This is a genomic window from Haemophilus sp. SZY H53, from assembly GCF_054332375.1.
Genome location: NZ_JBTGNV010000009.1, coordinates 15109 through 39683, shown reverse-complemented (window position 1 = coordinate 39683; position 24575 = coordinate 15109). Strand labels below are relative to the sequence as shown.

At 38.7% G+C, this 24575-nt stretch carries 25 protein-coding genes; 17 read left to right on the top strand and 8 right to left on the bottom strand.

Going from position 1 to position 24575, the window contains the following annotated elements:
- Positions 1–52: 52 nt before the first annotated feature.
- The gene (glpX, locus tag ACXVWB_RS08950) at positions 53–1066 is read right to left on the bottom strand and encodes a class II fructose-bisphosphatase (RefSeq protein WP_289902361.1); all 1014 of its coding nucleotides are present in this window, start codon (positions 1064–1066) and stop codon (positions 53–55) included.
- A 143-nt stretch (positions 1067–1209) separates the two neighbouring features.
- Between glpX and ACXVWB_RS08945 the strand changes: the two genes are divergently transcribed.
- The 13 genes from ACXVWB_RS08945 (at position 1210) to ACXVWB_RS08885 (ending at position 11999) form a co-directional block, all read left to right on the top strand.
- Entirely contained in the window at positions 1210–1428 is a 219-nt protein-coding gene (locus ACXVWB_RS08945; protein WP_014064476.1) for a cell division protein ZapB, read from the top strand.
- Positions 1429–1476: 48 nt separating this feature from the next.
- Positions 1477–1914: an FMN-binding protein MioC gene (gene mioC, locus ACXVWB_RS08940; RefSeq protein WP_049355606.1), complete on the top strand. Its 438-nt coding sequence runs from the start codon at positions 1477–1479 to the stop codon at positions 1912–1914.
- A 429-nt stretch (positions 1915–2343) separates the two neighbouring features.
- Positions 2344–4233 (top strand): tRNA uridine-5-carboxymethylaminomethyl(34) synthesis enzyme MnmG, encoded by a 1890-nt coding sequence (gene mnmG, locus ACXVWB_RS08935; RefSeq protein ID WP_458485325.1) that lies wholly within the window; start codon positions 2344–2346, stop codon positions 4231–4233.
- 170 nt (positions 4234–4403) lie between these two features.
- On the top strand, positions 4404–5015 hold the full coding sequence (gene rsmG, locus ACXVWB_RS08930) for a 16S rRNA (guanine(527)-N(7))-methyltransferase RsmG (protein WP_297568727.1): 612 nt from the start codon (positions 4404–4406) through the stop codon (positions 5013–5015).
- A gap of 140 nt (positions 5016–5155) precedes the next feature.
- A complete protein-coding gene (locus ACXVWB_RS08925; protein WP_049355603.1) occupies positions 5156–5530 on the top strand; it encodes an ATP synthase subunit I in 375 nt (124 codons plus the stop codon).
- A 22-nt stretch (positions 5531–5552) separates the two neighbouring features.
- Positions 5553–6350 (top strand): F0F1 ATP synthase subunit A, encoded by a 798-nt coding sequence (gene atpB, locus ACXVWB_RS08920; RefSeq protein WP_049355602.1) that lies wholly within the window; start codon positions 5553–5555, stop codon positions 6348–6350.
- Between the two features lie 48 nt (positions 6351–6398).
- Positions 6399–6653 carry a F0F1 ATP synthase subunit C gene (atpE, locus tag ACXVWB_RS08915; RefSeq protein ID WP_005632219.1) on the top strand — a complete coding sequence of 85 codons (255 nt, stop codon included), beginning with the start codon at positions 6399–6401 and terminating at the stop codon, positions 6651–6653.
- 38 nt (positions 6654–6691) lie between these two features.
- The gene (atpF, locus tag ACXVWB_RS08910; protein WP_049355601.1) at positions 6692–7162 is read left to right on the top strand and encodes a F0F1 ATP synthase subunit B; all 471 of its coding nucleotides are present in this window, start codon (positions 6692–6694) and stop codon (positions 7160–7162) included.
- Between the two features lie 12 nt (positions 7163–7174).
- On the top strand, positions 7175–7708 hold the full coding sequence (atpH, locus tag ACXVWB_RS08905; protein WP_049355600.1) for a F0F1 ATP synthase subunit delta: 534 nt from the start codon (positions 7175–7177) through the stop codon (positions 7706–7708).
- Positions 7709–7720: 12 nt separating this feature from the next.
- Positions 7721–9262 (top strand): F0F1 ATP synthase subunit alpha, encoded by a 1542-nt coding sequence (gene atpA, locus ACXVWB_RS08900; protein ID WP_289902358.1) that lies wholly within the window; start codon positions 7721–7723, stop codon positions 9260–9262.
- Between the two features lie 18 nt (positions 9263–9280).
- Positions 9281–10150 carry a F0F1 ATP synthase subunit gamma gene (atpG, locus tag ACXVWB_RS08895; RefSeq protein WP_289902357.1) on the top strand — a complete coding sequence of 290 codons (870 nt, stop codon included), beginning with the start codon at positions 9281–9283 and terminating at the stop codon, positions 10148–10150.
- A gap of 17 nt (positions 10151–10167) precedes the next feature.
- A complete protein-coding gene (gene atpD / locus ACXVWB_RS08890; protein ID WP_049355597.1) occupies positions 10168–11541 on the top strand; it encodes a F0F1 ATP synthase subunit beta in 1374 nt (457 codons plus the stop codon).
- 29 nt (positions 11542–11570) lie between these two features.
- Positions 11571–11999, top strand: coding sequence for a F0F1 ATP synthase subunit epsilon (locus ACXVWB_RS08885; protein WP_289902356.1), 429 nt, complete (start codon positions 11571–11573; stop codon positions 11997–11999).
- A gap of 49 nt (positions 12000–12048) precedes the next feature.
- Here ACXVWB_RS08885 and ilvA read toward each other — a convergent pair whose 3' ends face one another.
- From ilvA to ACXVWB_RS08855, 6 genes are all read right to left on the bottom strand, one after another.
- The gene (gene ilvA, locus ACXVWB_RS08880) at positions 12049–13590 is read right to left on the bottom strand and encodes a threonine ammonia-lyase, biosynthetic (protein ID WP_289902355.1); all 1542 of its coding nucleotides are present in this window, start codon (positions 13588–13590) and stop codon (positions 12049–12051) included.
- A gap of 86 nt (positions 13591–13676) precedes the next feature.
- Positions 13677–15515: a dihydroxy-acid dehydratase gene (ilvD, locus tag ACXVWB_RS08875; RefSeq protein ID WP_289902354.1), complete on the bottom strand. Its 1839-nt coding sequence runs from the start codon at positions 15513–15515 to the stop codon at positions 13677–13679.
- A 277-nt stretch (positions 15516–15792) separates the two neighbouring features.
- Positions 15793–16425, bottom strand: a complete 633-nt coding sequence (locus ACXVWB_RS08870) for a hypothetical protein (RefSeq protein WP_289902353.1) — start codon at positions 16423–16425, stop codon at positions 15793–15795.
- Positions 16425–16643, bottom strand: a complete 219-nt coding sequence (gene ilvM, locus ACXVWB_RS08865; protein ID WP_054420086.1) for an acetolactate synthase 2 small subunit — start codon at positions 16641–16643, stop codon at positions 16425–16427. Before ilvM ends, ACXVWB_RS08870 begins: the two co-directional genes overlap by 1 nt.
- Position 16644: 1 nt before the next feature.
- Positions 16645–18300 (bottom strand): acetolactate synthase 2 catalytic subunit, encoded by a 1656-nt coding sequence (gene ilvG, locus ACXVWB_RS08860; protein WP_289902352.1) that lies wholly within the window; start codon positions 18298–18300, stop codon positions 16645–16647.
- A gap of 186 nt (positions 18301–18486) precedes the next feature.
- Positions 18487–19125 (bottom strand): tellurite resistance TerB family protein, encoded by a 639-nt coding sequence (locus ACXVWB_RS08855; RefSeq protein WP_289902351.1) that lies wholly within the window; start codon positions 19123–19125, stop codon positions 18487–18489.
- Positions 19126–19289: 164 nt separating this feature from the next.
- On the opposite strand from ACXVWB_RS08855, the gene ACXVWB_RS08850 reads away from it, so the two are divergent.
- Entirely contained in the window at positions 19290–20804 is a 1515-nt protein-coding gene (locus ACXVWB_RS08850; RefSeq protein ID WP_289902350.1) for a sodium-dependent transporter, read from the top strand.
- Positions 20805–20806: 2 nt separating this feature from the next.
- Positions 20807–20905: a methionine/alanine import family NSS transporter small subunit gene (locus ACXVWB_RS08845; RefSeq protein WP_049355588.1), complete on the top strand. Its 99-nt coding sequence runs from the start codon at positions 20807–20809 to the stop codon at positions 20903–20905.
- Between the two features lie 57 nt (positions 20906–20962).
- Here ACXVWB_RS08845 and cpdB read toward each other — a convergent pair whose 3' ends face one another.
- Positions 20963–22936: a 2',3'-cyclic-nucleotide 2'-phosphodiesterase gene (cpdB, locus tag ACXVWB_RS08840; protein WP_289902349.1), complete on the bottom strand. Its 1974-nt coding sequence runs from the start codon at positions 22934–22936 to the stop codon at positions 20963–20965.
- Between the two features lie 229 nt (positions 22937–23165).
- Between cpdB and ACXVWB_RS08835 the strand changes: the two genes are divergently transcribed.
- Together ACXVWB_RS08835 and speFL are read left to right on the top strand one after the other, a co-directional pair.
- On the top strand, positions 23166–24170 hold the full coding sequence (locus ACXVWB_RS08835; protein WP_289902348.1) for an ornithine carbamoyltransferase: 1005 nt from the start codon (positions 23166–23168) through the stop codon (positions 24168–24170).
- Between the two features lie 210 nt (positions 24171–24380).
- The gene (speFL, locus tag ACXVWB_RS08830) at positions 24381–24575 is read left to right on the top strand and encodes a leader peptide SpeFL (protein WP_289902347.1); all 195 of its coding nucleotides are present in this window, start codon (positions 24381–24383) and stop codon (positions 24573–24575) included.

The window sequence follows — 24575 nt, the reverse complement described above, 5'->3', positions numbered from 1 at the left end:
AAAAGAGCGGTCAAAAAATTCATTGTTTTTTATGACCGCTCTTTTATTTTTACTAATTTCTTAAAATCTCATAGATTTCAGAATCTTTTCTATCAAGATAATGGATGGATTGGATTTTACGAATGGTGCGTGATTTACCACGGATTAATAAGGTTTCTGTAGTTGCTAAGTTACCACGACGAGAAATTCCTTTGAGTAATTCACCGTGCGTAATTCCCGTTGCAGCAAAAACAAGATTATCATCACGTACTAAATCTTCTAATTTTAAGATTTCATTGACCTTCACACCTAAGGCTTCACAACGTTGAACTTCTTCAGCGGCAATTTTATGGTTTTCTTCTGTATCGCCTTTCACTTCATTACGTGGAATAAGGCGAGCTTGCATATCTCCACCTAATGCACGAATTGCAGCGGCAGCTGCCACACCTTCAGGTGCACCGCCAATGCCATAAACCATATCCACTTCAGCATCCGGTAAACAACATAAAACCGAAGCAGCAACATCACCATCTGGAATGGCCATCACGCGAATACCTAGATTATGCATTTGCTTAATCACTTCATCATGGCGTGGTTTAGCGAGTACCATCACCGTTAAATCCGATAAGGATTTACCTAAACGAGAAGCTACACGGCGCAGGTTTTGCTCAATCGGTAAACTTAAATCAATCATGCCTTTTACTTCAGGACCGACAACCAATTTTTCCATATACATATCAGGCGCTTTTAAAAAAGTACGTTTACCACCAGCCGCCAATACCGAAATCGCATTTGATTGTCCCATTGCTGTCATTCGTGTGCCATCAATCGGATCAACCGCAATAGAAACGAGTTCACCATTACCTGATCCCACTTTTTCGCCAATATAAAGCATTGGGGCTTCATCAATTTCCCCTTCACCAATCACAATTTCACCGTCCATATGGATTAAATTCAGCATATAACGCATGGCTTTGACTGCCGCCTCATCTGCCGCATTTTTATTACCACGTCCAAGCCAAGTATAAGCCGCTAATGCAGCTGCTTCGGTTACTCTTGAAAATTCAATAGCTAATGCACGATTCATTTTTCTCTCCCAATGCAAAAAGTCTCGCTATTTTATCACTAAGCAAACGTTTGCCTAATAATTTTTGATAAGAAGCTTTTAAAAATAAGATTAAGTGGGTAAAATGAAGTCATTTCGGACTTATTTTAAAAAAGGAAATCACTATGTCTTTAGAAATTTTAGATCAGCTTGAAGAAAAAATTAGACAAGCAGTAGAAACCATTCAATTACTTCAACTTGAAGTAGAAGAATTAAAAGAACAAAAAAATCAATCTCAACAAGCGGTAGAAGCATTGCAACATGAAAACGAGCAACTTAGAAATGAACACCGCAACTGGCAAGAACACATTCGTTCATTGTTGGGTAAATTCGACAACGTATAATGACTATAAAGGCTTAGAAAATCTAAGCCTTTTTTATTAGGAAAGAATATGCATATTTGTTTGATTTCAGGCAGTACATTAGGCAGCGCTGAATATGTGGCGGAGCATTTAGAAGATGTATTAAAAACACAAGATTTTTCTACCGCACTTTTCCACGGACCAGAACTTGATGAGGTGATTGATGAAAATATTTGGTTGATCGTCACTTCAACACATGGTGCAGGTGAATTACCTGATAATTTAAAACCACTTTTTGAACAAATTGCGGCATCAGATAAAGATTTCTCTTCTCTCCGCTTTGCCGTTGTAGGCTTAGGTAATTCAGATTACGATACATTCTGTCATGCCGTGAATAAAGTCGAAACACAATTAAGTGAAAAAAGTGCGGTCAAAATCTGCGAGAGTTTAAAAATCGATGTCTTGTATGTTGATGATCAAGAACAATTTGCGGAAGATTGGTTACCACAATTTATTCATGCACTTTAGTCATAATAAAGCGATAATTTGAGTTATCGCTTTTTCTTTATCTATTATCCAAAAAAATTATCTGTGGGTAACTTTAATAAAACCTGTCAAAAACTTGTTCTTTTCCACTGAGTAAATATGATGATTGTTTTAACTGTGGATAAAATTGAAGGTTATCCACAAGAAAAAGCCTCCAAACTGATGACATTTCAACAAAGTCTAAAATGATCTAACTTCTTCATTTAAAAAAGGAAAAGGATCTTATTCACAAGGTAAAAGGATCATAATAGTAACAATAATAAGATCTTTATATATAAATAGATCTTATCTTTATTACCTTTCGATCTTCTCTTATCACAGATTGAATTCTTGCTTTCAAGCACACGTAATTTTCAGTAGAATAGCGCCTATTTTTAGATCGAAGATCAAATTAAAGACAAAGAGAGAGATATGTTTTACACCGAAAATTATGATGTGATCGTTGTTGGTGGCGGTCATGCTGGTACAGAAGCGGCATTAGCACCAGCACGTATGGGATTAAAAACTCTGTTATTGACACATAATGTCGATACCCTAGGACAAATGTCATGTAATCCAGCCATTGGTGGCATTGGTAAAGGCCATTTAGTGAAAGAAATTGATGCGATGGGTGGCCTTATGGCTCATGCAGCGGATAAAGCCGGTATTCAATTTCGTACTTTAAACAGCAGTAAAGGATCTGCTGTACGTGCAACTCGTGCTCAAGCTGACCGGGAGTTATATCGTCAAGCGGTACGCATCGCACTGGAGAATCAACCAAATTTAGATATTTTCCAGCAAGAAGTGACCGATATTTTAATTGAGCAAGATCGCGTTTGTGGTGTGGAAACCAAAATGGGGCTTAAATTCCGTGCTAAATCGGTTATTTTAACTGCCGGTACTTTCTTAGCGGGTAAGATCCATATAGGTTTAGAACATTATGAAGGAGGCCGTGCAGGTGATCCGGCATCCGTTACACTTTCTCATCGTTTACGTGATTTGAATTTACGTGTAGATCGTTTGAAAACGGGTACACCACCGCGTATTGATGCACGCACGATCAATTTCGATATATTGGCTAAACAACATGGTGATGCCGTATTACCGGTATTCTCTTTTATGGGATCAGTGGATGATCACCCTCAACAAATTCCTTGTTATATCACCCATACCAATGAACAAACCCATGAAGTGATCCGTAATAACTTGGATCGCAGTCCAATGTATACCGGAGTGATTGAAGGGATCGGTCCACGTTATTGCCCATCCATTGAAGATAAAGTAATGCGTTTTGCTGATCGTAATTCACATCAAATTTATTTGGAACCAGAAGGCTTAACCAGTAACGAAGTGTATCCAAACGGGATCTCTACCAGTTTGCCGTTTGATGTGCAAATGGGCATTGTGAATTCTATGAAAGGTTTGGAAAAAGCGCGCATCATTAAACCAGGTTATGCCATTGAATATGATTATTTTGATCCACGAGATTTAAAACCAACATTAGAAACTAAAGCTATTTCTGGTTTATTTTTTGCGGGTCAAATTAACGGTACAACAGGTTATGAAGAGGCGGCGGCACAAGGCTTATTGGCCGGGATTAATGCAGGTCTTTATGTACAAGAAAAAGAGGCATGGTATCCACGTCGCGATCAATCTTATACAGGCGTATTGGTGGATGACCTTTGTACGCTAGGTACCAAAGAACCGTATCGCGTATTCACTTCTCGTGCAGAATACCGTTTGTTATTACGTGAAGACAATGCGGATATTCGTTTAACACCAATTGCCCATGAATTAGGTTTGATTGATGAGGCTCGCTGGGCTCGCTTTAATCAAAAAATGGAAAATATCGAACAGGAACGCCAACGCTTACGCAGCATTTGGTTGCATCCGCGTTCTGAATATTTAGAAGAAGCCAATAAAGTGCTTGGCAGCCCACTTGTGCGTGAAGCCAACGGTGAAGATTTATTACGCCGTCCAGAAATGACCTACGATATTTTGACTTCTTTAACGCCATACAAACCAGCAATGGAAGATAGAGAAGCTGTAGAACAAGTGGAAATTGCTATTAAGTATCAAGGCTATATTGAGCATCAACAAGAAGAAATTGAAAAACAAAAACGCCACGAAAATACGGCTATCCCGGCTAACTTTGATTACAGCAAAGTGTCTGGTTTATCTAATGAAGTACGTGCGAAGTTAGAACAGCATCGTCCGGTTTCCATTGGCCAAGCGAGCCGAATTTCAGGCATTACTCCTGCAGCAATTTCAATTATTCTGGTGAATTTGAAAAAACAAGGCATGCTAAAACGTGGGGAGTAAACTTCTCAGGTATTGAAAGCAAAAGTGCGGTGAATTTTCATCGCACTTTTTTATATTACAAATTAAAAAGATGTAATTAGTAGGCTAAATTTTTACTGAAATAAAAACACTAAGGATTTTAACCGCACTTTCAAGTAGAATGGCGACAAACAGACAAGATAGATAGAAAAATGAAAGCAAAACTCGAAAATTTACTGGCTCAAGCAGAAATTCAATCAACCGATCTACAAAAAGATCAGCTGATTCAGTTGGTACAATTACTCAATAAATGGAACAAGGCTTATAATTTAACCTCTGTACGTGATCCGCAAGAGATGTTAGTAAAACATATCTTGGATAGTATTGTTGTTAGTCCTTATTTACAAGGGGATCGTTTTATAGATGTAGGAACAGGTCCAGGCTTGCCAGGACTGCCTTTGGCCATTATTAATCCTACCAAGCAATTTGTCTTGTTAGATAGTTTAGGTAAGCGTATTAGCTTCATTCGAAATGCAGTACGTGAGTTAGGACTAACAAATGTAGAACCTGTTCTTAGCCGTGTTGAGGAATACCAACCTGAACAAAAATTTGACGGAGTATTAAGTCGTGCATTTGCTTCGTTAAAAGATATGACAGATTGGTGTCATCATTTGCCAAAAGAAAATGGGTATTTTTATGCTTTGAAAGGCATTTATCACGAAGATGAAGTTCAAGAATTAGACAAAAAATTCGAAGTAAAAGACGTGATAACTTTGCATGTACCAGAGCTTATAGGTGAGCGACATTTAATCGTTTTACGATAAAACACACTTTTTTTACGGCTATTTTGTTAATTATTTTTTAAAAGTGTGATTTGTTTAACATTTTTTAGTGGTTTAAAAGTTGAAACTCTTTGTAGCACGGGTATAATTAGGTAGTTTTTGTATTTTAAAAAAATAAGATAATGTCTAAGGTTTTAACGCAGGCCAAAAATCGATATCAAAAGGCGATAATCATTGAATCAGTCTGTCTTGTTGTTTTTGGTTTGTTAGTTGCGCTTTGGCAAGGTGAAAGTGCGGTAGATTTTAGTTTAGGATTTATTAGTGCTTTTGTACCATTTTGTGCTTTTGCTTATATTGTTTTTTTTCGTAAACAAGATTTTTCAACAAAATTAACGGCATTTTATCGTGGTGAAGCGTTAAAGTTTATGTTAATGATTGTGCTTGTGGGGGTGTCCTTTAAATGGCTTGTTATCTCACATTTTATTTTGTTTTTTGTTGGTTTTTTTACAGCATTAGCGTTGAATAATTTTATTCCGTTTTTGTTAAATAGATCTTAATTTTTTCTACAAAGGATCGATTATGTCTGGACAAACTTCAATTGAATATATCCAACACCATTTAACTTATCTTACAGCAGGTGAAGGTTTTTGGACGTTTAATCTTGATACGTTTTTCTTCTCTGTGTTGTGTGGTTTCCTTTTCTTAGCTATTTTTCGTAAAGTGGCTAAAAAAGCAACAGCAGGTGTACCGAGTAAACTACAATGTGCTGTTGAAATGGCTGTAGAATGGATTGATGGTGTGGTAAAAGAAAATTATCACGGCAAACGAGATGTGATAGCGCCGTTGGCTTTAACCATTTTCGTATGGGTGATGATTATGAATACTATTGATTTGCTACCTGTGGATTATATTCCCCAGTTGTTTGCTATTATTACAGGTGATCATCATATTCCTGTACGAGCTGTGCCGACTACGGATATGAATATGACATTTGCAATGTCGATTTCAGTATTTGTATTGATCCTTTTTTATACGATTAAATCTAAGGGTATTAAAGGTCTTGCAAAAGAATACACTTTACATCCTTTCAATCATTGGGCATTTATCCCTGTTAATCTTCTTCTTGAATCCGTGACGTTGATCTCAAAGCCTGTTTCATTAGCACTTCGTTTATTCGGAAATATGTATGCTGGTGAGCTGATCTTTATTTTGATTGCCGTGATGTATTCAGCCAATGCATTTGTGGCTGCACTGGGTGTGCCATTGCAGTTGGTGTGGGCGATTTTCCATATTTTGGTCATCGCATTACAAGCCTTCGTCTTTATGATGCTTACTGTGGTTTACCTGAGTATTGCATATAATAAAGCGGAACATTAATTTTTATTTTTTATTTAACAACTCAACTCTCAACAACGGAGAAAATTTATGGAAACTGTAATTAGTGCAACAATCATTGCTTCTGCGATTATGCTTGCTTTTGCTGCGTTAGGTACTGCGATTGGCTTTGGTCTTCTTGGCGGTAAATATCTTGAGTCTGCCGCTCGTCAGCCTGAATTAGCTAATTCACTACTTACTAAGATGTTTATTGTTGCAGGTCTTCTTGATGCGATTGCGATGATCGCGGTAGGTATCGGTTTATATTTCGCATTCGCAAATCCATTTGCTGCATTATTAGGTTAATAAACAACAAATTTCCTAATTAACGAAGGAGGTATGTTGTGAATATTAATGCAACATTAATTGGTCAAACCATCGCCTTTATTATTTTTGTATGGTTTTGTGTGAAATTTGTTTGGCCACCAATTATTAATGCGATTGAAACTCGTCAAAGTCAAATTGCGAACGCTTTAGCGTCAGCTGAAGCAGCTAAAAAAGAGCAAGCAGATACGAAAAATCTTGTTGAACAAGAACTTTCAGCTGCAAAAGTACAAGCTCAAGAAATTTTAGATGCAGCGAATAAACGTCGTAATGAAGTGTTAGACGAAGTGAAGGCTGAAGCCGAAGAACTGAAAGCAAAAATTATTGCACAAGGTTATGCTGAAGTAGAAGCTGAACGTAAACGTGTTCAAGAAGAATTACGTGTTAAAGTAGCTTCATTAGCAGTGGCTGGTGCTGAGAAAATTGTGGGTCGTTCTATTGATGAAGCGGCAAACAATGACATTATTGATAAATTAGTTGCAGAGTTATAAGAGGCTTAGCTTATGTCAGAATTAACTACAATAGCTCGCCCTTATGCAAAAGCTGCATTTGACTTTGCCATTGAACAAAGTGCGGTCGAAAAATGGACTGAAATGTTAGGTTTCGCTGCCGCCGTAGCTGAAGATGAGACGGTAAAAGCTTACTTAAGTAGTTCTCTTTCTGCACAGAAATTAGCTAATACAGTAATTTCTATTTGTGGCGAACAATTGGATCAATATGGGCAAAATCTTATTCGGTTAATGGCTGAAAATAAGCGTTTGAGTGCGATTCCTACCGTGTTTGAAGAATTTAAACATTATGTGGAAGAACATCAAGCTATTGCAGAAGTTGAAGTAACGTCTGCACAACCATTGAATGCAACACAAATCGAAAAAATTGCAGCTGCAATGGAAAAAAGATTAGCTCGCAAAGTGAAATTAAATTGCAATGTAGATAGCTCACTGATTGCTGGTGTAGTGATTCGTACAGAAGATTTTGTGATTGACGGAAGTAGCCGTGGGCAACTTACTCGTCTCGCAAACGAGTTGCAATTATAAGAGGAATACAAGATGCAACTAAATTCAACAGAAATTAGTGAATTGATTAAAAAACGCATCGCTCAATTCGACGTGGTGAGCGAAGCCCGTAATACAGGGACAATTGTTTCTGTAAGTGATGGGATTATTCGTGTTCACGGTTTAAGCGATGTGATGCAAGGCGAAATGATCGCCTTACCAGGTAACCGTTACGCAATGGCACTTAACCTTGAACGTGATTCTGTTGGTGCGGTAGTAATGGGTCCTTACGCAGATTTAGCGGAAGGTATGGAAGTACAATGTACTGGCCGTATCCTTGAAGTACCAGTTGGTCGTGGTTTATTAGGTCGTGTGGTAAACACACTTGGTCAACCAATTGATGGCAAAGGCGAAATTGAAAACGATGGTTTCTCTCCTGTTGAAGTGATTGCACCAGGTGTTATCGATCGTAAATCTGTTGATCAGCCTGTACAAACCGGTTATAAAGCGGTTGACTCCATGGTGCCAATCGGTCGTGGTCAACGTGAGTTAATCATCGGTGACCGTCAAACGGGTAAAACAGCATTAGCAATCGACGCTATCATTAACCAACGTGATTCAGGTATTAAATGTATCTATGTCGCGATCGGTCAAAAAGCGTCGACTATTGCAAACGTAGTGCGTAAATTAGAAGAGCACGGTGCACTTGAAAATACTATCGTTGTTGCGGCATCTGCATCTGAATCAGCTGCTTTACAATATTTAGCACCTTATGCTGGTTGTGCAATGGGTGAATATTTCCGTGATCGCGGTGAAGATGCGTTAATTGTTTACGATGATTTATCAAAACAAGCCGTTGCTTATCGTCAAATTTCATTATTATTACGTCGTCCACCAGGTCGTGAAGCCTATCCAGGTGACGTATTCTATCTACACTCACGTTTACTTGAACGTGCAGCACGTGTAAATGAAGAATACGTAGAAAAATTTACTCAAGGTGCAGTAAAAGGAAAAACTGGTTCTTTAACCGCTCTTCCTATTATTGAAACTCAAGCGGGTGACGTTTCTGCATTCGTTCCAACCAACGTAATTTCGATTACCGATGGTCAGATTTTCTTAGAATCTAACTTGTTTAACTCTGGTATTCGTCCAGCGGTAAACCCTGGTATTTCGGTATCTCGTGTGGGTGGTTCTGCACAAACTAAAGTAGTGAAAAAATTAGCTGGTGGTATCCGTACTGCATTAGCTCAATATCGTGAATTAGCTGCGTTTGCTCAGTTTGCATCTGATTTGGATGATGCGACACGTAAACAATTAACGCACGGTGAAAAAGTTACTGAATTGTTAAAACAAAGACAATATGCACCCCTCAGTGTGGCTGAACAAGCCATTGTACTTTTTGCTGTTGAGTTTGGTTATTTAGAAGATGTGGAATTGCAAAAAATTGCAAGTTTTGAGACCGCACTTTTAGATTATGCATACCGTACTCATGGCGATTTTATGGCTGAATTAACCAAAACTGGTAATTACAATGATGAGATTAAAAACACATTGAAAACAATTTTGGATAATTTTAAAGCCAATAGCGCATGGTAAAAGTAACGGAGAAATAAAATGGCAGGTGCAAAAGAGATAAAAACCAAAATTGCCAGCGTACAAAGTACACAAAAAATTACTAAGGCAATGGAAATGGTGGCGACTTCGAAAATGCGTAAAACGCAAGATCGTATGGCAGCGTCTCGTCCGTATTCTGAAACAATACGAAATGTTATCAGCCATGTCTCTAAAGCGAATGTTGGTTACAAACATCCATTTCTAGCAGAAAGAGATGTGAAGAATGTCGGCATTTTAGTCGTTTCTACAGATAGAGGAATGTGTGGCGGTTTAAATATAAATTTATTTAAAACGGTGGTAACAGAAATCAAACAATGGAAAACGAAAGGTGTTAATGTTCAATTAGGATTAATTGGTTCAAAAGGCATTAATTTCTTTCGTTCACTAGGATTGCCTGTTAATGAACAGCTCTCAGGTCTCGGTGATAATCCGGCAATGGAAGCATTGCTTGGTGTTGCAAATGGGATGTTTGAGGCCTATCGTAAAGGTGAAATTGATGCGATTTATATTGCTTATAACAAGTTTATCAATACGATGTCTCAATCCCCTATTTATCAACAATTAGTACCATTACCAGAATTAGAAACGGATAATTTAGAGCAAAGACAACACACTTGGGATTATCTTTATGAGCCAGATCCTAAAGCGTTATTAAATAGCTTATTAACTCGTTATTTAGAATCACAAGTGTATCAATCTGTGGTGGATAACCTTGCTTCCGAGCAAGCTGCTCGTATGGTTGCAATGAAAGCGGCAACAGATAATGCGGGTAACTTAATTAATGACTTGCAGTTAGTTTATAACAAAGCTCGTCAAGCGAGTATTACAAATGAATTAAATGAAATTGTCGCCGGTGCGGCTGCAATTTAACGAAAAGAGGAACGGTAATGGCAACAGGTAAAATTGTTCAAATCATCGGTGCGGTGATTGACGTTGAATTCCCACAAGATGCAGTACCAAAAGTTTATGATGCATTAAAAGTTGAATCAGGTTTAACCCTTGAAGTTCAACAACAATTAGGTGGCGGCGTAGTTCGTTGTATCGCATTAGGTACATCTGATGGTTTAAAACGTGGCTTAAAAGTGGACAACACGGGTAACCCAATTCAAGTGCCTGTAGGTACAAAAACCCTTGGTCGTATTATGAACGTATTGGGTGAACCTATTGATGAACGGGGTGAAATTGGTGCAGAAGAAAGTTGGTCTATCCATCGTGCAGCGCCAAGCTATGAAGAACAATCTAACAGTACAGAATTATTAGAAACAGGGATTAAAGTTATCGACTTAATTTGTCCATTCGCAAAAGGTGGTAAAGTAGGTCTATTCGGTGGTGCGGGTGTGGGTAAAACCGTAAATATGATGGAGTTAATCCGTAACATTGCGATTGAGCATTCTGGTTATTCTGTATTTGCGGGAGTTGGTGAGCGTACTCGTGAAGGTAATGACTTTTATCATGAAATGACCGAATCTAACGTATTAGATAAAGTATCCTTGGTTTATGGTCAAATGAATGAGCCGCCAGGTAACCGTCTTCGTGTTGCATTAACTGGTTTAACTATGGCTGAAAAATTCCGTGATGAAGGCCGTGATGTATTATTCTTTGTTGATAATATCTATCGTTATACCCTTGCAGGTACCGAAGTATCGGCACTTTTAGGTCGTATGCCATCTGCGGTAGGTTATCAACCAACATTAGCGGAAGAAATGGGTGTGTTACAAGAACGAATTACTTCAACCAAAACAGGTTCTATTACTTCTGTTCAAGCGGTATATGTGCCTGCGGATGACTTGACTGACCCATCGCCAGCAACAACATTCGCACACTTAGATTCAACCGTTGTATTAAGTCGTCAAATTGCATCTTTAGGTATTTATCCAGCAGTTGACCCGTTGGATTCGACTTCTCGCCAATTAGATCCGTTAGTCGTGGGTCAAGAACATTATGATGTTGCTCGTGGCGTACAAGGTATCCTACAACGTTATAAAGAATTAAAAGATATCATCGCTATTCTTGGTATGGACGAATTATCAGAAGAAGACAAATTAGTAGTGGCACGTGCTCGTAAAATTGAACGTTTCTTATCACAGCCATTCTTCGTTGCTGAAGTATTTACCGGTTCTCCAGGTAAATATGTATCATTAAAAGATACTATTCGTGGTTTCAAAGGTATTTTAGACGGTGAATACGATCATATTCCAGAACAAGCGTTCTATATGGTAGGTTCGATCGAAGAAGTGCTAGAAAAAGCCAAAAATATGTAATCGCTTCAAGTTATTGAAGGAGAACTAAAATGGCAACATTAAAACTCATTATCGTGAGTGCCGAAGATAAAATCTTTGAAGGTGATGTAACACAACTTAGAGCAACAGGTATTGAAGGAGAGCTTGGTATTTTACCTGGTCATACTCCCTTACTTACTGCGATTAAGCCTGGCATTATCAAATTTACGCTTAAAAATGAAACTGAAGAAGTTATTTATGTTTCAGGTGGTTTTTTAGAAATACAACCTACAGTTGTAACAGTACTCGCTGATGTAGCAATTCGTGGAGAAGAGTTGGATGCTGAACGCATCTTGAATGCAAAACGCCAAGCAGAAGAAAATATTGTGGCTCATATTTCTGATGTAGATCATGACCTACTTGTAGCGAAACTTTCTAGAGAGTTAGCGAAACTTCGTGCTTACGAGCTTACTGAAAAACTCGTTAAATCAAAACGATAAATTTATGGTAATAAAAAAAGAGTGGTCATTTTGACCGCTCTTTTTGTTTCTATCTTAAGAAATATCGATAAGCTTTACTTTCGCTTACATCTTCATAAACATAACCGAGTTGTGTTAAAGCTTGCTCAAATTCTGTGTTATCTTTTTCTTCTAATTGAAATGCTGCAAGGATATTACCGTAATCGGCACCATGCGCACGATAGTGGAACAATGAAATATTCCAGCGTTTACCTAATATTTCTAAGAATTTCAGTAAAGCTCCTTTTTGTTCTGGGAATTCAAAGCTATAAAGTCGCTCATTACGGTTTGAAACTCGTCCACCCATCAAGTAACGAATGTGTGTTTTAGCAATGTCGTCATTAGACATATCTTCAACATCAAAGCCATTTTTCGTTAAATCAGCAATAATGTCTGCTTTTTCTGCTTCATTAGTCGTTCGCACACCAACAAAAATGCAAGCTTTTTGGTTATCTGCATAACGATAACTAAATTCTGTTACTGCTCGATTACCGATGACATGGGCAAATTTTAAGAAACTACCAGGTTGCTCAGGCATGGTTACCGCCAATAAAGCTTCACGGTTTTCACCAATTTCGCAACGTTCTGAAACATAACGTAAAGTATGGAAGTTAAGGTTGGCACCGGATAAAATCGCTGCCATGTTTTTATCTTCTAGATTGTTTTGTTTTACGTATTTTTTCAAACCAGCTAGACCTAGAGCACCAGATGGTTCGGCGATCGCGCGCACATTTTCGAATAAATCTTTCATTGCGGCACAAACTTCATCGCTATCCACCAACACCATACCATCCAAATATTTCTGGCATAAGCGGAATGTTTCATCACCAATACGTTTTACTGCTACACCATCAGCAAACAGGGCAACGTGTGCTAAATCTGTAGGTTCACCTTTTTCTAAAGCAGCATTCAAACAGGCTGAATCTTTGGACTCGACACCGATCACTTTAATTTCCGGCATAAATTGTTTGAGTAAAATGGCTACGCCAGCGGCGAGACCACCGCCTCCAACTTGAACAAAGACATAATCCAAATCAGCCACTTGTTGCAGCATTTCCATCGCTAACGTACCTTGACCCGCTATCACCAATGGATGATCAAACGGTGGAATAAATGTCATATGTTTAGATTTTGAAAGCTCAATCGCTTTAGCTTTAGCTTCATCAAAATTGGCTCCGTGCAGCAACACCTCACCATCAAAACCACGGACTGCATCCACTTTAATGCTTGGCGTGCTCTGTGGCATAACAATTAATGCTTTTAGCCCAAGTTGTTTCGCTGATAAGGCTACGCCTTGCGCATGATTACCTGCAGAAGCAGCAATGACACCCGCCTGTTTTTGTTCATTGGAAAGGCTGGAAATCATTGCATAGGCACCACGCAGCTTAAAGCTATTTACTGGCTGGCGGTCTTCACGTTTAATCCAAATATTATTATGTAGGCGCTCGGATAATTTCCCCATTTTTTGTAGCGGGGTTACAGTAGCGGCTTCATATACTCTGGAGCCAAGTTTAACAATCGCGTTAACATAATCCGATTGAGAGGGTTGAGAATTGGTAAGTAGATTTTTCATGATACTTAATTTGTTATGATGAAGTGCGGTTAATTTTTCTTTATTTTTATCCTCCTCTCTTTTGTGAGAGGAGGAGTGATTAGAAATTATTTTAAAAGTGTTTTATCACGCACTGCACCTTTATCTGCAGAAGTAGCGAAGTGACCAAATACTTTTAAGGCGAATGATACTTCACGTTCACGGTGAGCTGGTTGCCAGCCTTTGGCATCTTGCTCAGTACGACGTGTTGCTAATTCTTCATCGCTAATTTTTAGATTAATCGAACGATTTGGAATATCGATTTCGATAATATCGTCATCATGTACTAAGCCAATTGCACCGCCGGAAGCTGCTTCAGGCGAGGCGTGACCAATAGATAAACCGGATGTACCACCAGAGAAACGACCATCTGTTAATAAAGCACATTTTTTACCTAAGCCCATCGATTTTAAGTAGCTGGTTGGATAAAGCATTTCTTGCATACCTGGGCCACCTTTTGGACCCTCGTAGCGGATGACTACTACATGGCCTTCTTTAACTTTACCACCTAAAATACCGGCTACAGCGTCTTCTTGGCTTTCAAATACGATAGCACGGCCTGTGAATTTCCAGATAGACTCATCCACACCCGCCGTTTTTACGATACAACCGTCTTTTGCGATATTACCGAATAATACGGCTAAGCCACCTTCTTGAGAAATTGCATTTTCTTTGTTACGGATACATCCACTTACACGGTCATCATCTATGCTATCCCAACGACAATCTTGCGAGAAGGCTTGTGTGGTGCGAATACCAGCAGGGCCGGCACGGAAGAATTTGTGTAATTCTTCGTCTTTGTTACGAATAATATCGTATTGATTTAATTGTTCTTCTAGTGTTGTTCCTAACACGGTTTTGGTGTTGCGATGGATTAGCCCCGCACGATCTAATTCACCTAATAAGCCCATAATACCACCTGCACGGTGTACGTCTTCCATATGGTATTTATTAGTATTTGGTGCAATTTTGCTTAAGCAAGGCACAACGCGTGATAAGCGGTCAATATCTTCCATTTTGAAATCTACGCCTGCTTCTTGAGCAGCCGCTAATAAGTGTAAAACGGTATTACTTGAACCACCCATCGCAATATCTAAACTCATGGCATTTTCAAAGGCTTCAAAGGTGCCAATTGAACGTGGCAATACACTTTCATCGTCTTGCTTGTAATAGCGTTTACAAAGCTCAACAATTTGACGACCAGCTTTTAAGAATAATTCTTTGCGGTCAGCATGGGTAGCCAACATTGATCCATTGCCTGGTAAAGATAAACCTAAAGCTTCGGTTAAGCAGTTCATTGAGTTAGCGGTGAACATGCCTGAGCAAGAACCACAAGTTGGGCAAGCGCTGCGCTCAATCGCATCAATACGCTCATCACTTACATTCGGATCTGCCGCTTCAATCATCGCATCCACTAAATCTAAGCGAATAAGCTTATCAGATAATTTCGTTTTACCCGCTTCCATTGGGCCACCTGAAACGAAGATAGTTGGAATGTTCAAACGCATTGCCGCCATTAACATTCCCGGGGTGATTTTGTCACAGTTGGAAATACACACCATCGCATCAGCACAGTGAGCATTAACCATATATTCCACGCTATCTGCGATTAAATCACGGCTTGGTAAGGAATAAAGCATCCCACCGTGACCCATAGCGATACCGTCATCCACTGCAATAGTATTGAATTCTTTTGCTACGCCGCCGGCTTTTTCAATTTCAGCTGCAACCAGTTGTCCCATATCTTTTAAATGAACATGCCCAGGTACGAATTGGGTGAAAGAGTTCACCACCGCAATAATCGGTTTACCAAAGTCATTTTCTTTCATTCCTGTTGCACGCCATAAGGCACGTGCACCCGCCATATTACGACCCTGAGTACTGGTCGCTGAACGTAGTTTTGGCATAAATAATCTCTCCAAGTAAATTTTTGTTAAAGTTCGTTTATTTAATTTCTTCGTTAATGAATACCGCCAAATCTCCCCTACCCCTCTTTGCTAAAGAGGGGGAAATCTTTAGTTAATGAACAACAATTTCTCACTTTCATTTTAGTTAGCTAAATCATAAACGCTAAGATCTAATTTTATCTCATTTCAATCCCCTCTTTAGCAAAGAGGGGTAGGGGAGATTTGGCAGAAGATAATACGAAGAAATTATTCGATAAAATTAAGTTTATAAATACAATTATTTAGATAAAGAATCTACAGCTTGAAATGGTAATGTAATAATTGCTAATGGAATCATTACAATAGCACCAATAGTAAAAGCAGCTAATAATTCAGGAGATGGTGCATCAGGCCCTTTATCAAAGCCTCTTGTATTCTTATACTCAATAAAATTTGTTTTTAATGGTTTAGAGAGCCTTCCTTTAATTAAGATCTCATCTTTATTCTGAAGTTTTACAAGCTCACCATGACTTATTCCAAAAAGTAAGTCAGGATTTCCCTGAGATGATTTGTAAACATCACGTTTATTAAATAAACTTTCTATCTCTTTTTTAGCTAATTTTTTGCTATCAAGTTCAATAAATATGAATGCTTTAATTTTGTTATCTTCACTATTTTTTTCAATACGATCTATGCGTGCTTCTTTAAAAGCTTTCATATCTTTAGAGTTTAAAAAATTAATGAAATGTTGCACATCTTCAGATTTAGAAGAAGAGAACTGATAGCTATTTAAATTACCTACAGCATAAATATTATTGTTTGCAATAAAAAAGGCTTGAATCACCTCTGTTTGATTTGATATTTCTTTTTTATTTGTCGTACATCCAAATACAAATGTCATAGAAATGACAAGTAAAAAAAACTTTTTCATTATTTGATTCCTAATACATCCGGCAATTTCGCCAACTGATTCACCAACAAATCAAAAGTGCGGTCAGATTTTACGGTGATTTTTAACTGCACTTGTGTTTCTACCAATGTCATATCCATATTAGTTACAGTGAAGCCACGTAAACGAATAACGCGTAATACACGTTCTAAAACCTCTGGGCGATGTTGAGCGATTAAGTCAAAAGTATATTGGTTCATCTTAAATTTCCTCCAGCATATCCGTGTTGCATGCACCCGGCGGCACTAATGGCCATACACATTCTTCAGGGGGAATGCATACTTGCAATAAATAGGCGGTTTCACTATTTAATAAGCGATTAAGTGCCGCATCTACATCATCAGCGCGCTCAATACGTTCAGCTGGAATATCAAAGGCTTTCGCTAACATCACGAAATCAGGGTTATCTTCTAAAATAGTTTCAGAGCGGCGTTTGTTCCAGAAAAGGTCTTGCCATTGACGCACCATACCAAGACGTTGGTTATCTAACAGTAAAATTTTCACGGGTAATTTGCCGCGTTTGATTGAACCTAATTCTTGAATGTTCATCATCAATGAACCATCACCCGTGACTAAAATCACTTCATCATGAGGACGTGCTTTTTTCGCGCCCACCGCTGCAGGTAAACCAAATCCCATGGTGCCGAAGCCCGCAGAGGTAATATAGTTTTCTGGTGCGAAATGACGCATATGTTGTGCTGACCACATTTGGTGTTGACCAACATCGGTACAAATCACCGCATTTTGAGGTTTACGCTGTGAAAGAGTGTTGAGCAATGCCCAAGGGTCAATCGGTCGATTACCTGCATTGTTGATATAAGTAAAATCGAGTTTGGCTTTCAGCGCTTGAATATGTGTACGCCAATCATCAATCGCAAGCGGGATACTTAAAGCCTCTAAAGCTTGAATTAAATCACCTTGAAGGGCAACATTGGCCACACGAAGTTTATTGATTTCAGCCGCATCAATATCACAATGAATGACTTTAGCTTGTGGCGCAAAACTGTCTAATTTGCCTGTCACGCGGTCGTCAAAACGTGCACCGCACACTAACAATAAATCACATTCGTGTACGGCAATATTGGCAGGTCTTGTGCCGTGCATACCAATCATGCCCATATAAACGGGATCGGTCGGGTCAATTGAGCCTAAACCTTTTAATGTTGAAACAGATGGCATTTTGGTAATTTGTAGGAATTTTTTGACCGCTTGTGTAGCTTTCGCCATGCCTACACCACCACCGACATAAAGCACCGGTTTTTTCGCTTGTGCCAATAATGTTTTTGCTTCAGCTAATTTTAATTCTGAAAGTGCGGTTGGTTTTACGGTTGGTTTGACAATAGGTTTGATATGTTCTGGTACATCGCCAACTTGGATGTTACGAGGGACATCGATGAGAACAGGGCCTGGTCTGCCGCTTTGTGCAATTTGGAAAGCAGAAGCAATAATTTCAGGAAGTTCTTCAACAGATTGAACAATATAGCTGTGTTTGGTACACGCAAGGGATAAACCTAAAACATCAGCTTCTTGGAAAGCATCTGTACCGATAAGTGGTGCTGCTACTTGACCAGTAAATGCCACGATAGGTACAGAATCAGCAAAGGCATCGCCTAAACCTGTTACTAAGTTGGTTGCACCTGGACCTGATGTTGCGACACATACGCCAACTTTGCCCGTAGAGCGAGCATAACCAATTGCGGCTATTGCTGCACCTTGTTCGTTACGGCAAAGAAGATGGTCAAGAGCTGAGTCATAAATTGCATCATAGGTTGGCATGATTGCCCCGCCTGGGTAGCCGAAAAGATCGGTTACGCCATGCGCTTTTAGACATTGAATGATGAGTTGTGCACCTGTCATATTGCTTCCTATTTTATGATTATTGATATAGTTTATTAAAAGCTTAAGTTCAGCATTGTAGCTGAATTTTTCTATTTTTAGACAGGTTTTTACAAAAATACAAGCGAAAAAAACACGATAAAAAATATTATCGTGTTTTTTGATGAAAAGAGACATTAGAAAATGTGATATTTTCTGTGTCTAAAATTAGAAACCAGCTTGTTTTTCTAATTGTTCAACAAGTGCATCATCTAAGCCTAATGCTTTTGCTAAATCTGCTAAGAAAATGATTTCTTTGCGAGATAAATCTTTGCTTACTAAACGAGCAGCTAAATATACATTGCTTGCAAGTGCAGTATCGTTGCCTACAAGACGTGCAATTTCATTGATAGAAATTGGATTTTGGATTTCTTGTGCAATCCATTGTGCTAATTCAGGGTTGTTACCTGCTTCGTTTGCAATAGTTTGTTTTTCATCTTCAGTAATTTCACCATCTGCTGCCGCTGCGGCGATCATTGTGCGTAAAATTAATTCACCTGTATCGATATAAGTTGATGAATTTAATACATCAAACGCATTTTCTGAGATGTTTGGTTGGCTGCTTTGTTGGGATTTTTGATAGTTTTGGTAAGCTTGATAAGCAAGGTTACCTAATACAGCAAGTGAGCCTAATTTTGCTAAACTTGCACCACCACTACGGCCTAAAATCATTGATAAAATACCGCCTAATGCAGCACCGCCACCTACTTTAGTGATAGAGTCAATAGTTTGGTTGCCGGTTTCAAGTTTGCTTGCAGAGTTTTTAGCGACATCTAAAACTTGATTTAAAATGCTGTTGAGATCCATAAATGTTTCCTTTTCAGTTTGGTGTAAATAAAAATTTAATTGTGTGATTAGACAGTTAAATTTGAAAAAAATTCACTGAATTTAATCTCTCTTTAAATCGAGTTCTTGACTCGGTTTTAGAATTCATTATATTGAAATCTTTCTTCATTCAAAAGGAACTTAATATGGCGCAGTCAAACGCAAAGCGTGAGACCTTCTCCGGTCGGAAAGCATTTATTATGGCGGCAATTGGATCCGCTGTTGGCTTAGGAAACATCTGGCGTTTCCCTTATACCACTTATGAAAACGGAGGCGGTGCATTTATTATCCCTTACCTCATTGCTCTTTTAACCGCTGGTATTCCATTGCTTTTCTTAGATTACGCAATTGGTCATCGCCATCGTGGAGGTGCGCCACTTTCTTATCGTCGCTTTAACCCACATTTTGAAGTGTTTGGTTGGTGGCAGGTGATGGTCAATGTCATTATCGGGCTTTACTATGCAGTAGTATTAGGTTGGGCGGCAAGCTATACCTACTTCTCACTTAATTCTGCTTGGGGCGATCAACCAATTGATTTCTTCTTACATGAATTCTTAAAAATGGGGGAGATCAGTAATGGAGTGAGCTTTGAGTTTGTCGGCATGATAACTGGTCCATTAATCGCGGTATGGTTAGTAGCATTAGGCGTACTTTCTTTAGGTATTAAAAAAGGGATTTCTAAATCTGCAGATATCTTAATGCCTGTTTTAGTGGTGATGTTTGTGGCGTTGGTTGTTTATTCTTTATTCTTACCAGGTGCAGAAAAAGGCTTGAATGCGTTATTTACCCCAGACTGGTCTAAATTGTCTAACCCAAGTGTGTGGATTGCGGCTTACGGTCAAATCTTCTTCTCTCTTTCTATTTGTTTCGGGATTATGATCACTTATGCGTCTTACCTGAAAAAAGATTCTGATTTAACAGGAAGTGGTTTAGTTGTTGGCTTTGCGAACTCAAGCTTTGAAGTACTTGCAGGTATCGGTGTATTTGCGGCATTAGGCTTTATTGCAGCTGCACAAGGTGTGGAAGTGAGTGAGGTGGCAAAAGGCGGTATTGGTTTAGCCTTCTTTGCATTCCCAACCATCATTAATAAAGCACCATTTGGTGAAGTGTTAGGGGTATTGTTCTTCGGTTCATTAACTTTCGCAGCATTAACTTCATTTATCTCTGTTATTGAAGTAATTATTTCTGCGGTACAGGATAAACTTCGCATTCGTCGTTCAAAAGTGACCTTTATCGTCGGTTTACCAATGATGGTGGTATCAGTAATTTTATTCGGTACCACAACCGGCTTACCAATGCTTGATGTGTTCGATAAATTTGTGAACTACTTTGGTATTGTAGCGGTCGCATTTGTTTCATTAATTGTGATTGTAGCAAATGAAAAACTAGGTTTATTAGGCAACCACTTAAATCAAAGCTCTTCATTTAAAGTCGGTTTTTTATGGCGTTTATGCATTGTCATCACCACGGGTATTCTTGCCTTTATGTTATTTAGTGAAGGTGCGAAGGTATTTACAGAAGGTTATGAAGGTTATCCAAGTTGGTTCGTAAATACCTTTGGTTGGGGTATGGCAATTTTGCTTGTAGTCGTTTCGTTCATTCTTTCTCGCTTAAAATGGAAAAATGAAGAGAACTTTAATCTTGAAGAAAAAGGAGAATAAAGATGACAAGTATTGCAATTGCAATGATGATTGTGGCGCTTCTTGTGATTTGGGGAGGCTTGATCTTTGCTTTAATTAGACTTCCAAAAGAAGAGAAATAAAGTCAAAATTGACCGCACTTTGAAATAAGTAGGGCGTGCTGAGCACGCCCTTTTTTGTTATTTAGATAAATCGATTTGATATACCGCAAAGCCCACTTCATCAGTGCCGACTTTCTTCATTGGATATTGTGCATTATCTTGAATAAATTTCGCTGCCTGTTCGCTTGGCGAGGTTTCAAAACGCACATCTAATTTATCGTTACCTTTAATCGGTGCAAAACGCCAGTTTTTATCCGCACTTGGGTTTACATGGCCATGCTTTTCACTTTCTGCTTTGATGTAATCCGCAAGAATTTGGCGGTTTTCATCAGGAGAAGCGTAAACAATGTGTGCATCGCCTGTGCCTGGGAATTTATTACCGTAAGCTCGATAGTTATTAGTCGCAATTAAGAATTCTGCTTTTGGATCAACCGGTTTACCTTGGTAAGTTAAATTCACTACACGGTGTGAATTCGGGTTAATCAATTTGCATTCGCCATCATAACGCGCTGGTTGAGTGAGGTCGAATTCATAATTTACACCGTCAATCACATCATAGTTATAAGTACGGAAGCCTTCCCAATCAAGTAAAGATTGTGGTTTGTCACTTGTAGGATCGATTTGTTTGAACATACCTGCGCTACATTCCAACCATTCTTTCAATTCTTCACCCGTTGCTTTCACCACAATTAAGGTATTTGGATAGAGATATAAATCTGCCGCATTACGGAAGGTTAATTCACCTTTGTTCACCTCTGTATAGCCAGTAGGGTCATTTTTACGTCCACCTGCTTTAAATGGTGCGCCTGCACTTAAAATTGGTAAGCCTGCCATTGCTGCAACACTTGGTGCTACTTTTTCAACATAAGCTTTTTGTGCTTGGTTCACAATTTGAATAGTTGGGTCATCTTGCACTAAGGCTAAGTAGCTATACATGTTATCGGTGGCTTTACCGATTGGTTGCGCCACGAATTCACGGGTGGCTTCATGCACAGGTTTTAAAAGTGCGGTCAATTCTGCGTCACTTTCTGTGGTCGCTTTTTTGTTTTCAGCGTCGTAAATTGGGCGAAGAGCCGCTTTACCATCAGCCACTAACCATTTGCCATTGTGTTGAGCAAGGGTTAAGTCGATTACACTGATGTTATTTGCCCAGTAACCTGCCATACTTTCAGGCACGCCTTTCACAGTACCTTTAGCAATATCTGCATTTGGTGATTTTGCAAACTCTTTATTTGGGAATAAACGGTGAGAGTGACCGAAAACAATCGCATCAATGTGCGGTATATCAGCAAGATAGAATGCTGAGTTTTCTGCACCTTCTTGATATGGCTCGTCAGATGGGCCTGTGTGCGCAAGTGCCACAATAATATCTGCACCTTTTTGTTTCATTTCTGGCACATATTTTTGTGCGGTTTTCACGATATCGCGGGTTTCTACTTTGCCTTGTAAGTTCGCTTTATCCCACACCATAATTTGTGGTGGCACAAAACCGATATAACCAATGTTTAGTTTATGCGTTTCACCTTGGCTATCCACCACTTCTTTTGTTTGGATTACATAAGGCGTGAAATAGGGCTCTTCGGTACCGACTTTCACTACGTTAGCATTGATGATAGGGAATTTCGCTTGTTTAATCGCATCCGCTAAATAATCTAAGCCATAGTTAAACTCGTGGTTACCTAATGTCCCTACTTCATAGTGCATCGCATTTAAGCAATCCACGGCTGGGTTTGATTTGCCTTCTTTATAACCTTTAGCTGCTTGATAGTCAGCAATTGGGTTACCTTGAATTAGGTCACCGTTATCAACTAAAACGCTGTTTTTCACTTCTTGACGAGCTTGACGAATCAAGCTTGCTGCACGGGTAAAACCGAATTTCTCAGTCGGTGCATCTTTGTAGTAATCGAAGTCAGTTAAAAAACTGTGAATATCGGTCGTTGCCACAATACGTAAATCGACTTGTGTGTCGCTTTTCGCAAAAGCAAAACGGCTTGCACTTAACGCTAAAATGCTGCTTGCGCCAAGTTGGATGAAATCTCTTCTGTTGATCATATGAGCTCCTGTTGTATAAAAATCGGCAAGATTTTAAATCTCTTTTATATATAAAGAAAGCGCAATATAAAGTTCTGAAATGAAGTGTGATATGCATCACAAAATAAGGGATTTAATTTGATTGCAAAACTTCACGTTTGGGACAAAAATAGGGTATTAAATCCGCTAAAAATTACTTCATTCACAGTAAGGTAGCCATTTATTGATGGCATCCGATAAGGAGATCGCTATGGCTTTTAATCTTAAAAATAGACACCTATTGAGTCTTGTTCATCACACAGAACGTGAAATTAAATATCTCTTAGATCTCTCCCGAGATTTGAAACGAGCCAAATATGCAGGCACAGAACAACAAAAATTAAAAGGCAAAAATATAGCGCTCATCTTTGAAAAAACCTCCACCCGCACACGCTGTGCATTCGAAGTCGCTGCTTATGACCAAGGCGCACAAGTCACCTACATCGACCCGAACTCCTCTCAAATTGGCCACAAAGAAAGTATGAAAGATACCGCCCGCGTATTAGGCAGAATGTATGATGGCATTGAATATCGTGGCTTTAAACAAAGTACCGTGCAAGAACTTGCTGATTATGCTAGTGTGCCGGTATTCAATGGTTTAACCGATGAATTCCACCCAACACAAATGCTTGCCGACGTACTTACCATGATTGAACATTGCGATAAACCATTAAGCGAAATTAGCTATGTATATATTGGGGATGCTCGCAATAACATGGGTAATTCACTTTTATTAATTGGTGCAAAATTAGGTATGGATGTTCGTATTTGTGGACCTAAAGCATTATTACCAGAAGCAAGTCTTGTGGAAATGTGCGAAAAATTTGCGAAAGAAAGTGGCGCTCGTATTACTGTAACTGAAGATATCGACAAAGCTGTGAAAGGTGTAGATTTTGTCCATACTGATGTGTGGGTTTCAATGGGTGAACCATTAGAAACTTGGGGCGAACGCATTAAATTATTACTTCCTTATCAAGTCACACCTGAATTAATGAAACGCACTGGTAATCCAAAAGTGAAATTTATGCACTGCTTACCTGCCTTCCATAACAGTGAAACCAAAGTGGGTCGTCAAATTGCTGAAAAATATCCTGAATTAGCGAATGGTATTGAAGTAACTGAAGATGTATTTGAATCGCCAATGAACATTGCATTTGAACAAGCAGAAAACCGTATGCACACAATTAAAGCAGTCATGGTTGCGAGTTTAGCTTAGGAAGGATCTAGATAAATTGGTATATTTATTTATCATCTAATTTTAAGGATAAAATATTTCCATACTTTTGTAGTTTTATTTTTATGTAAAATTTAAATTTATTTTTTGATAATGATCACGTTTTTTGAAAAATATTATTGACATAATATTTACACAAGCAGAGAATGTACCCAACAAAGGTTAGTTTAGATAGAAAGAGGGATTTTTTCTATGCTATTTCGTACATATATACACAGATATGTCCATACAAAGGCATTAAGACTTTTACGGTTTAATCCGATAAAAGGTCGTTCTTTAATGGCTCATATTCGTCGCATTCGTCATATTATGATGCCATCTTATCGTTCTTGTTTCTCATACTCTTTATTTGCTTCTCAAAACAAACCATCCAACACGGCTCTCTAA

Coding starts and splice junctions, on each gene's coding strand:
- glpX (WP_289902361.1), bottom strand. CDS start 1,066: ATGAATCGTGCATTAGCTATTGAATTTTCAAGAGTAACCGAAGCAGCT.
- ACXVWB_RS08945 (WP_014064476.1), top strand. CDS start 1,210: ATGTCTTTAGAAATTTTAGATCAGCTTGAAGAAAAAATTAGACAAGCA.
- mioC (WP_049355606.1), top strand. CDS start 1,477: ATGCATATTTGTTTGATTTCAGGCAGTACATTAGGCAGCGCTGAATAT.
- mnmG (WP_458485325.1), top strand. CDS start 2,344: ATGTTTTACACCGAAAATTATGATGTGATCGTTGTTGGTGGCGGTCAT.
- rsmG (WP_297568727.1), top strand. CDS start 4,404: ATGAAAGCAAAACTCGAAAATTTACTGGCTCAAGCAGAAATTCAATCA.
- ACXVWB_RS08925 (WP_049355603.1), top strand. CDS start 5,156: ATGTCTAAGGTTTTAACGCAGGCCAAAAATCGATATCAAAAGGCGATA.
- atpB (WP_049355602.1), top strand. CDS start 5,553: ATGTCTGGACAAACTTCAATTGAATATATCCAACACCATTTAACTTAT.
- atpE (WP_005632219.1), top strand. CDS start 6,399: ATGGAAACTGTAATTAGTGCAACAATCATTGCTTCTGCGATTATGCTT.
- atpH (WP_049355600.1), top strand. CDS start 7,175: ATGTCAGAATTAACTACAATAGCTCGCCCTTATGCAAAAGCTGCATTT.
- atpA (WP_289902358.1), top strand. CDS start 7,721: ATGCAACTAAATTCAACAGAAATTAGTGAATTGATTAAAAAACGCATC.
- atpG (WP_289902357.1), top strand. CDS start 9,281: ATGGCAGGTGCAAAAGAGATAAAAACCAAAATTGCCAGCGTACAAAGT.
- atpD (WP_049355597.1), top strand. CDS start 10,168: ATGGCAACAGGTAAAATTGTTCAAATCATCGGTGCGGTGATTGACGTT.
- ACXVWB_RS08885 (WP_289902356.1), top strand. CDS start 11,571: ATGGCAACATTAAAACTCATTATCGTGAGTGCCGAAGATAAAATCTTT.
- ilvA (WP_289902355.1), bottom strand. CDS start 13,590: ATGAAAAATCTACTTACCAATTCTCAACCCTCTCAATCGGATTATGTT.
- ilvD (WP_289902354.1), bottom strand. CDS start 15,515: ATGCCAAAACTACGTTCAGCGACCAGTACTCAGGGTCGTAATATGGCG.
- ACXVWB_RS08870 (WP_289902353.1), bottom strand. CDS start 16,425: ATGAAAAAGTTTTTTTTACTTGTCATTTCTATGACATTTGTATTTGGA.
- ilvM (WP_054420086.1), bottom strand. CDS start 16,643: ATGAACCAATATACTTTTGACTTAATCGCTCAACATCGCCCAGAGGTT.
- ilvG (WP_289902352.1), bottom strand. CDS start 18,300: ATGACAGGTGCACAACTCATCATTCAATGTCTAAAAGCGCATGGCGTA.
- ACXVWB_RS08855 (WP_289902351.1), bottom strand. CDS start 19,125: ATGGATCTCAACAGCATTTTAAATCAAGTTTTAGATGTCGCTAAAAAC.
- ACXVWB_RS08850 (WP_289902350.1), top strand. CDS start 19,290: ATGGCGCAGTCAAACGCAAAGCGTGAGACCTTCTCCGGTCGGAAAGCA.
- ACXVWB_RS08845 (WP_049355588.1), top strand. CDS start 20,807: ATGACAAGTATTGCAATTGCAATGATGATTGTGGCGCTTCTTGTGATT.
- cpdB (WP_289902349.1), bottom strand. CDS start 22,936: ATGATCAACAGAAGAGATTTCATCCAACTTGGCGCAAGCAGCATTTTA.
- ACXVWB_RS08835 (WP_289902348.1), top strand. CDS start 23,166: ATGGCTTTTAATCTTAAAAATAGACACCTATTGAGTCTTGTTCATCAC.
- speFL (WP_289902347.1), top strand. CDS start 24,381: ATGCTATTTCGTACATATATACACAGATATGTCCATACAAAGGCATTA.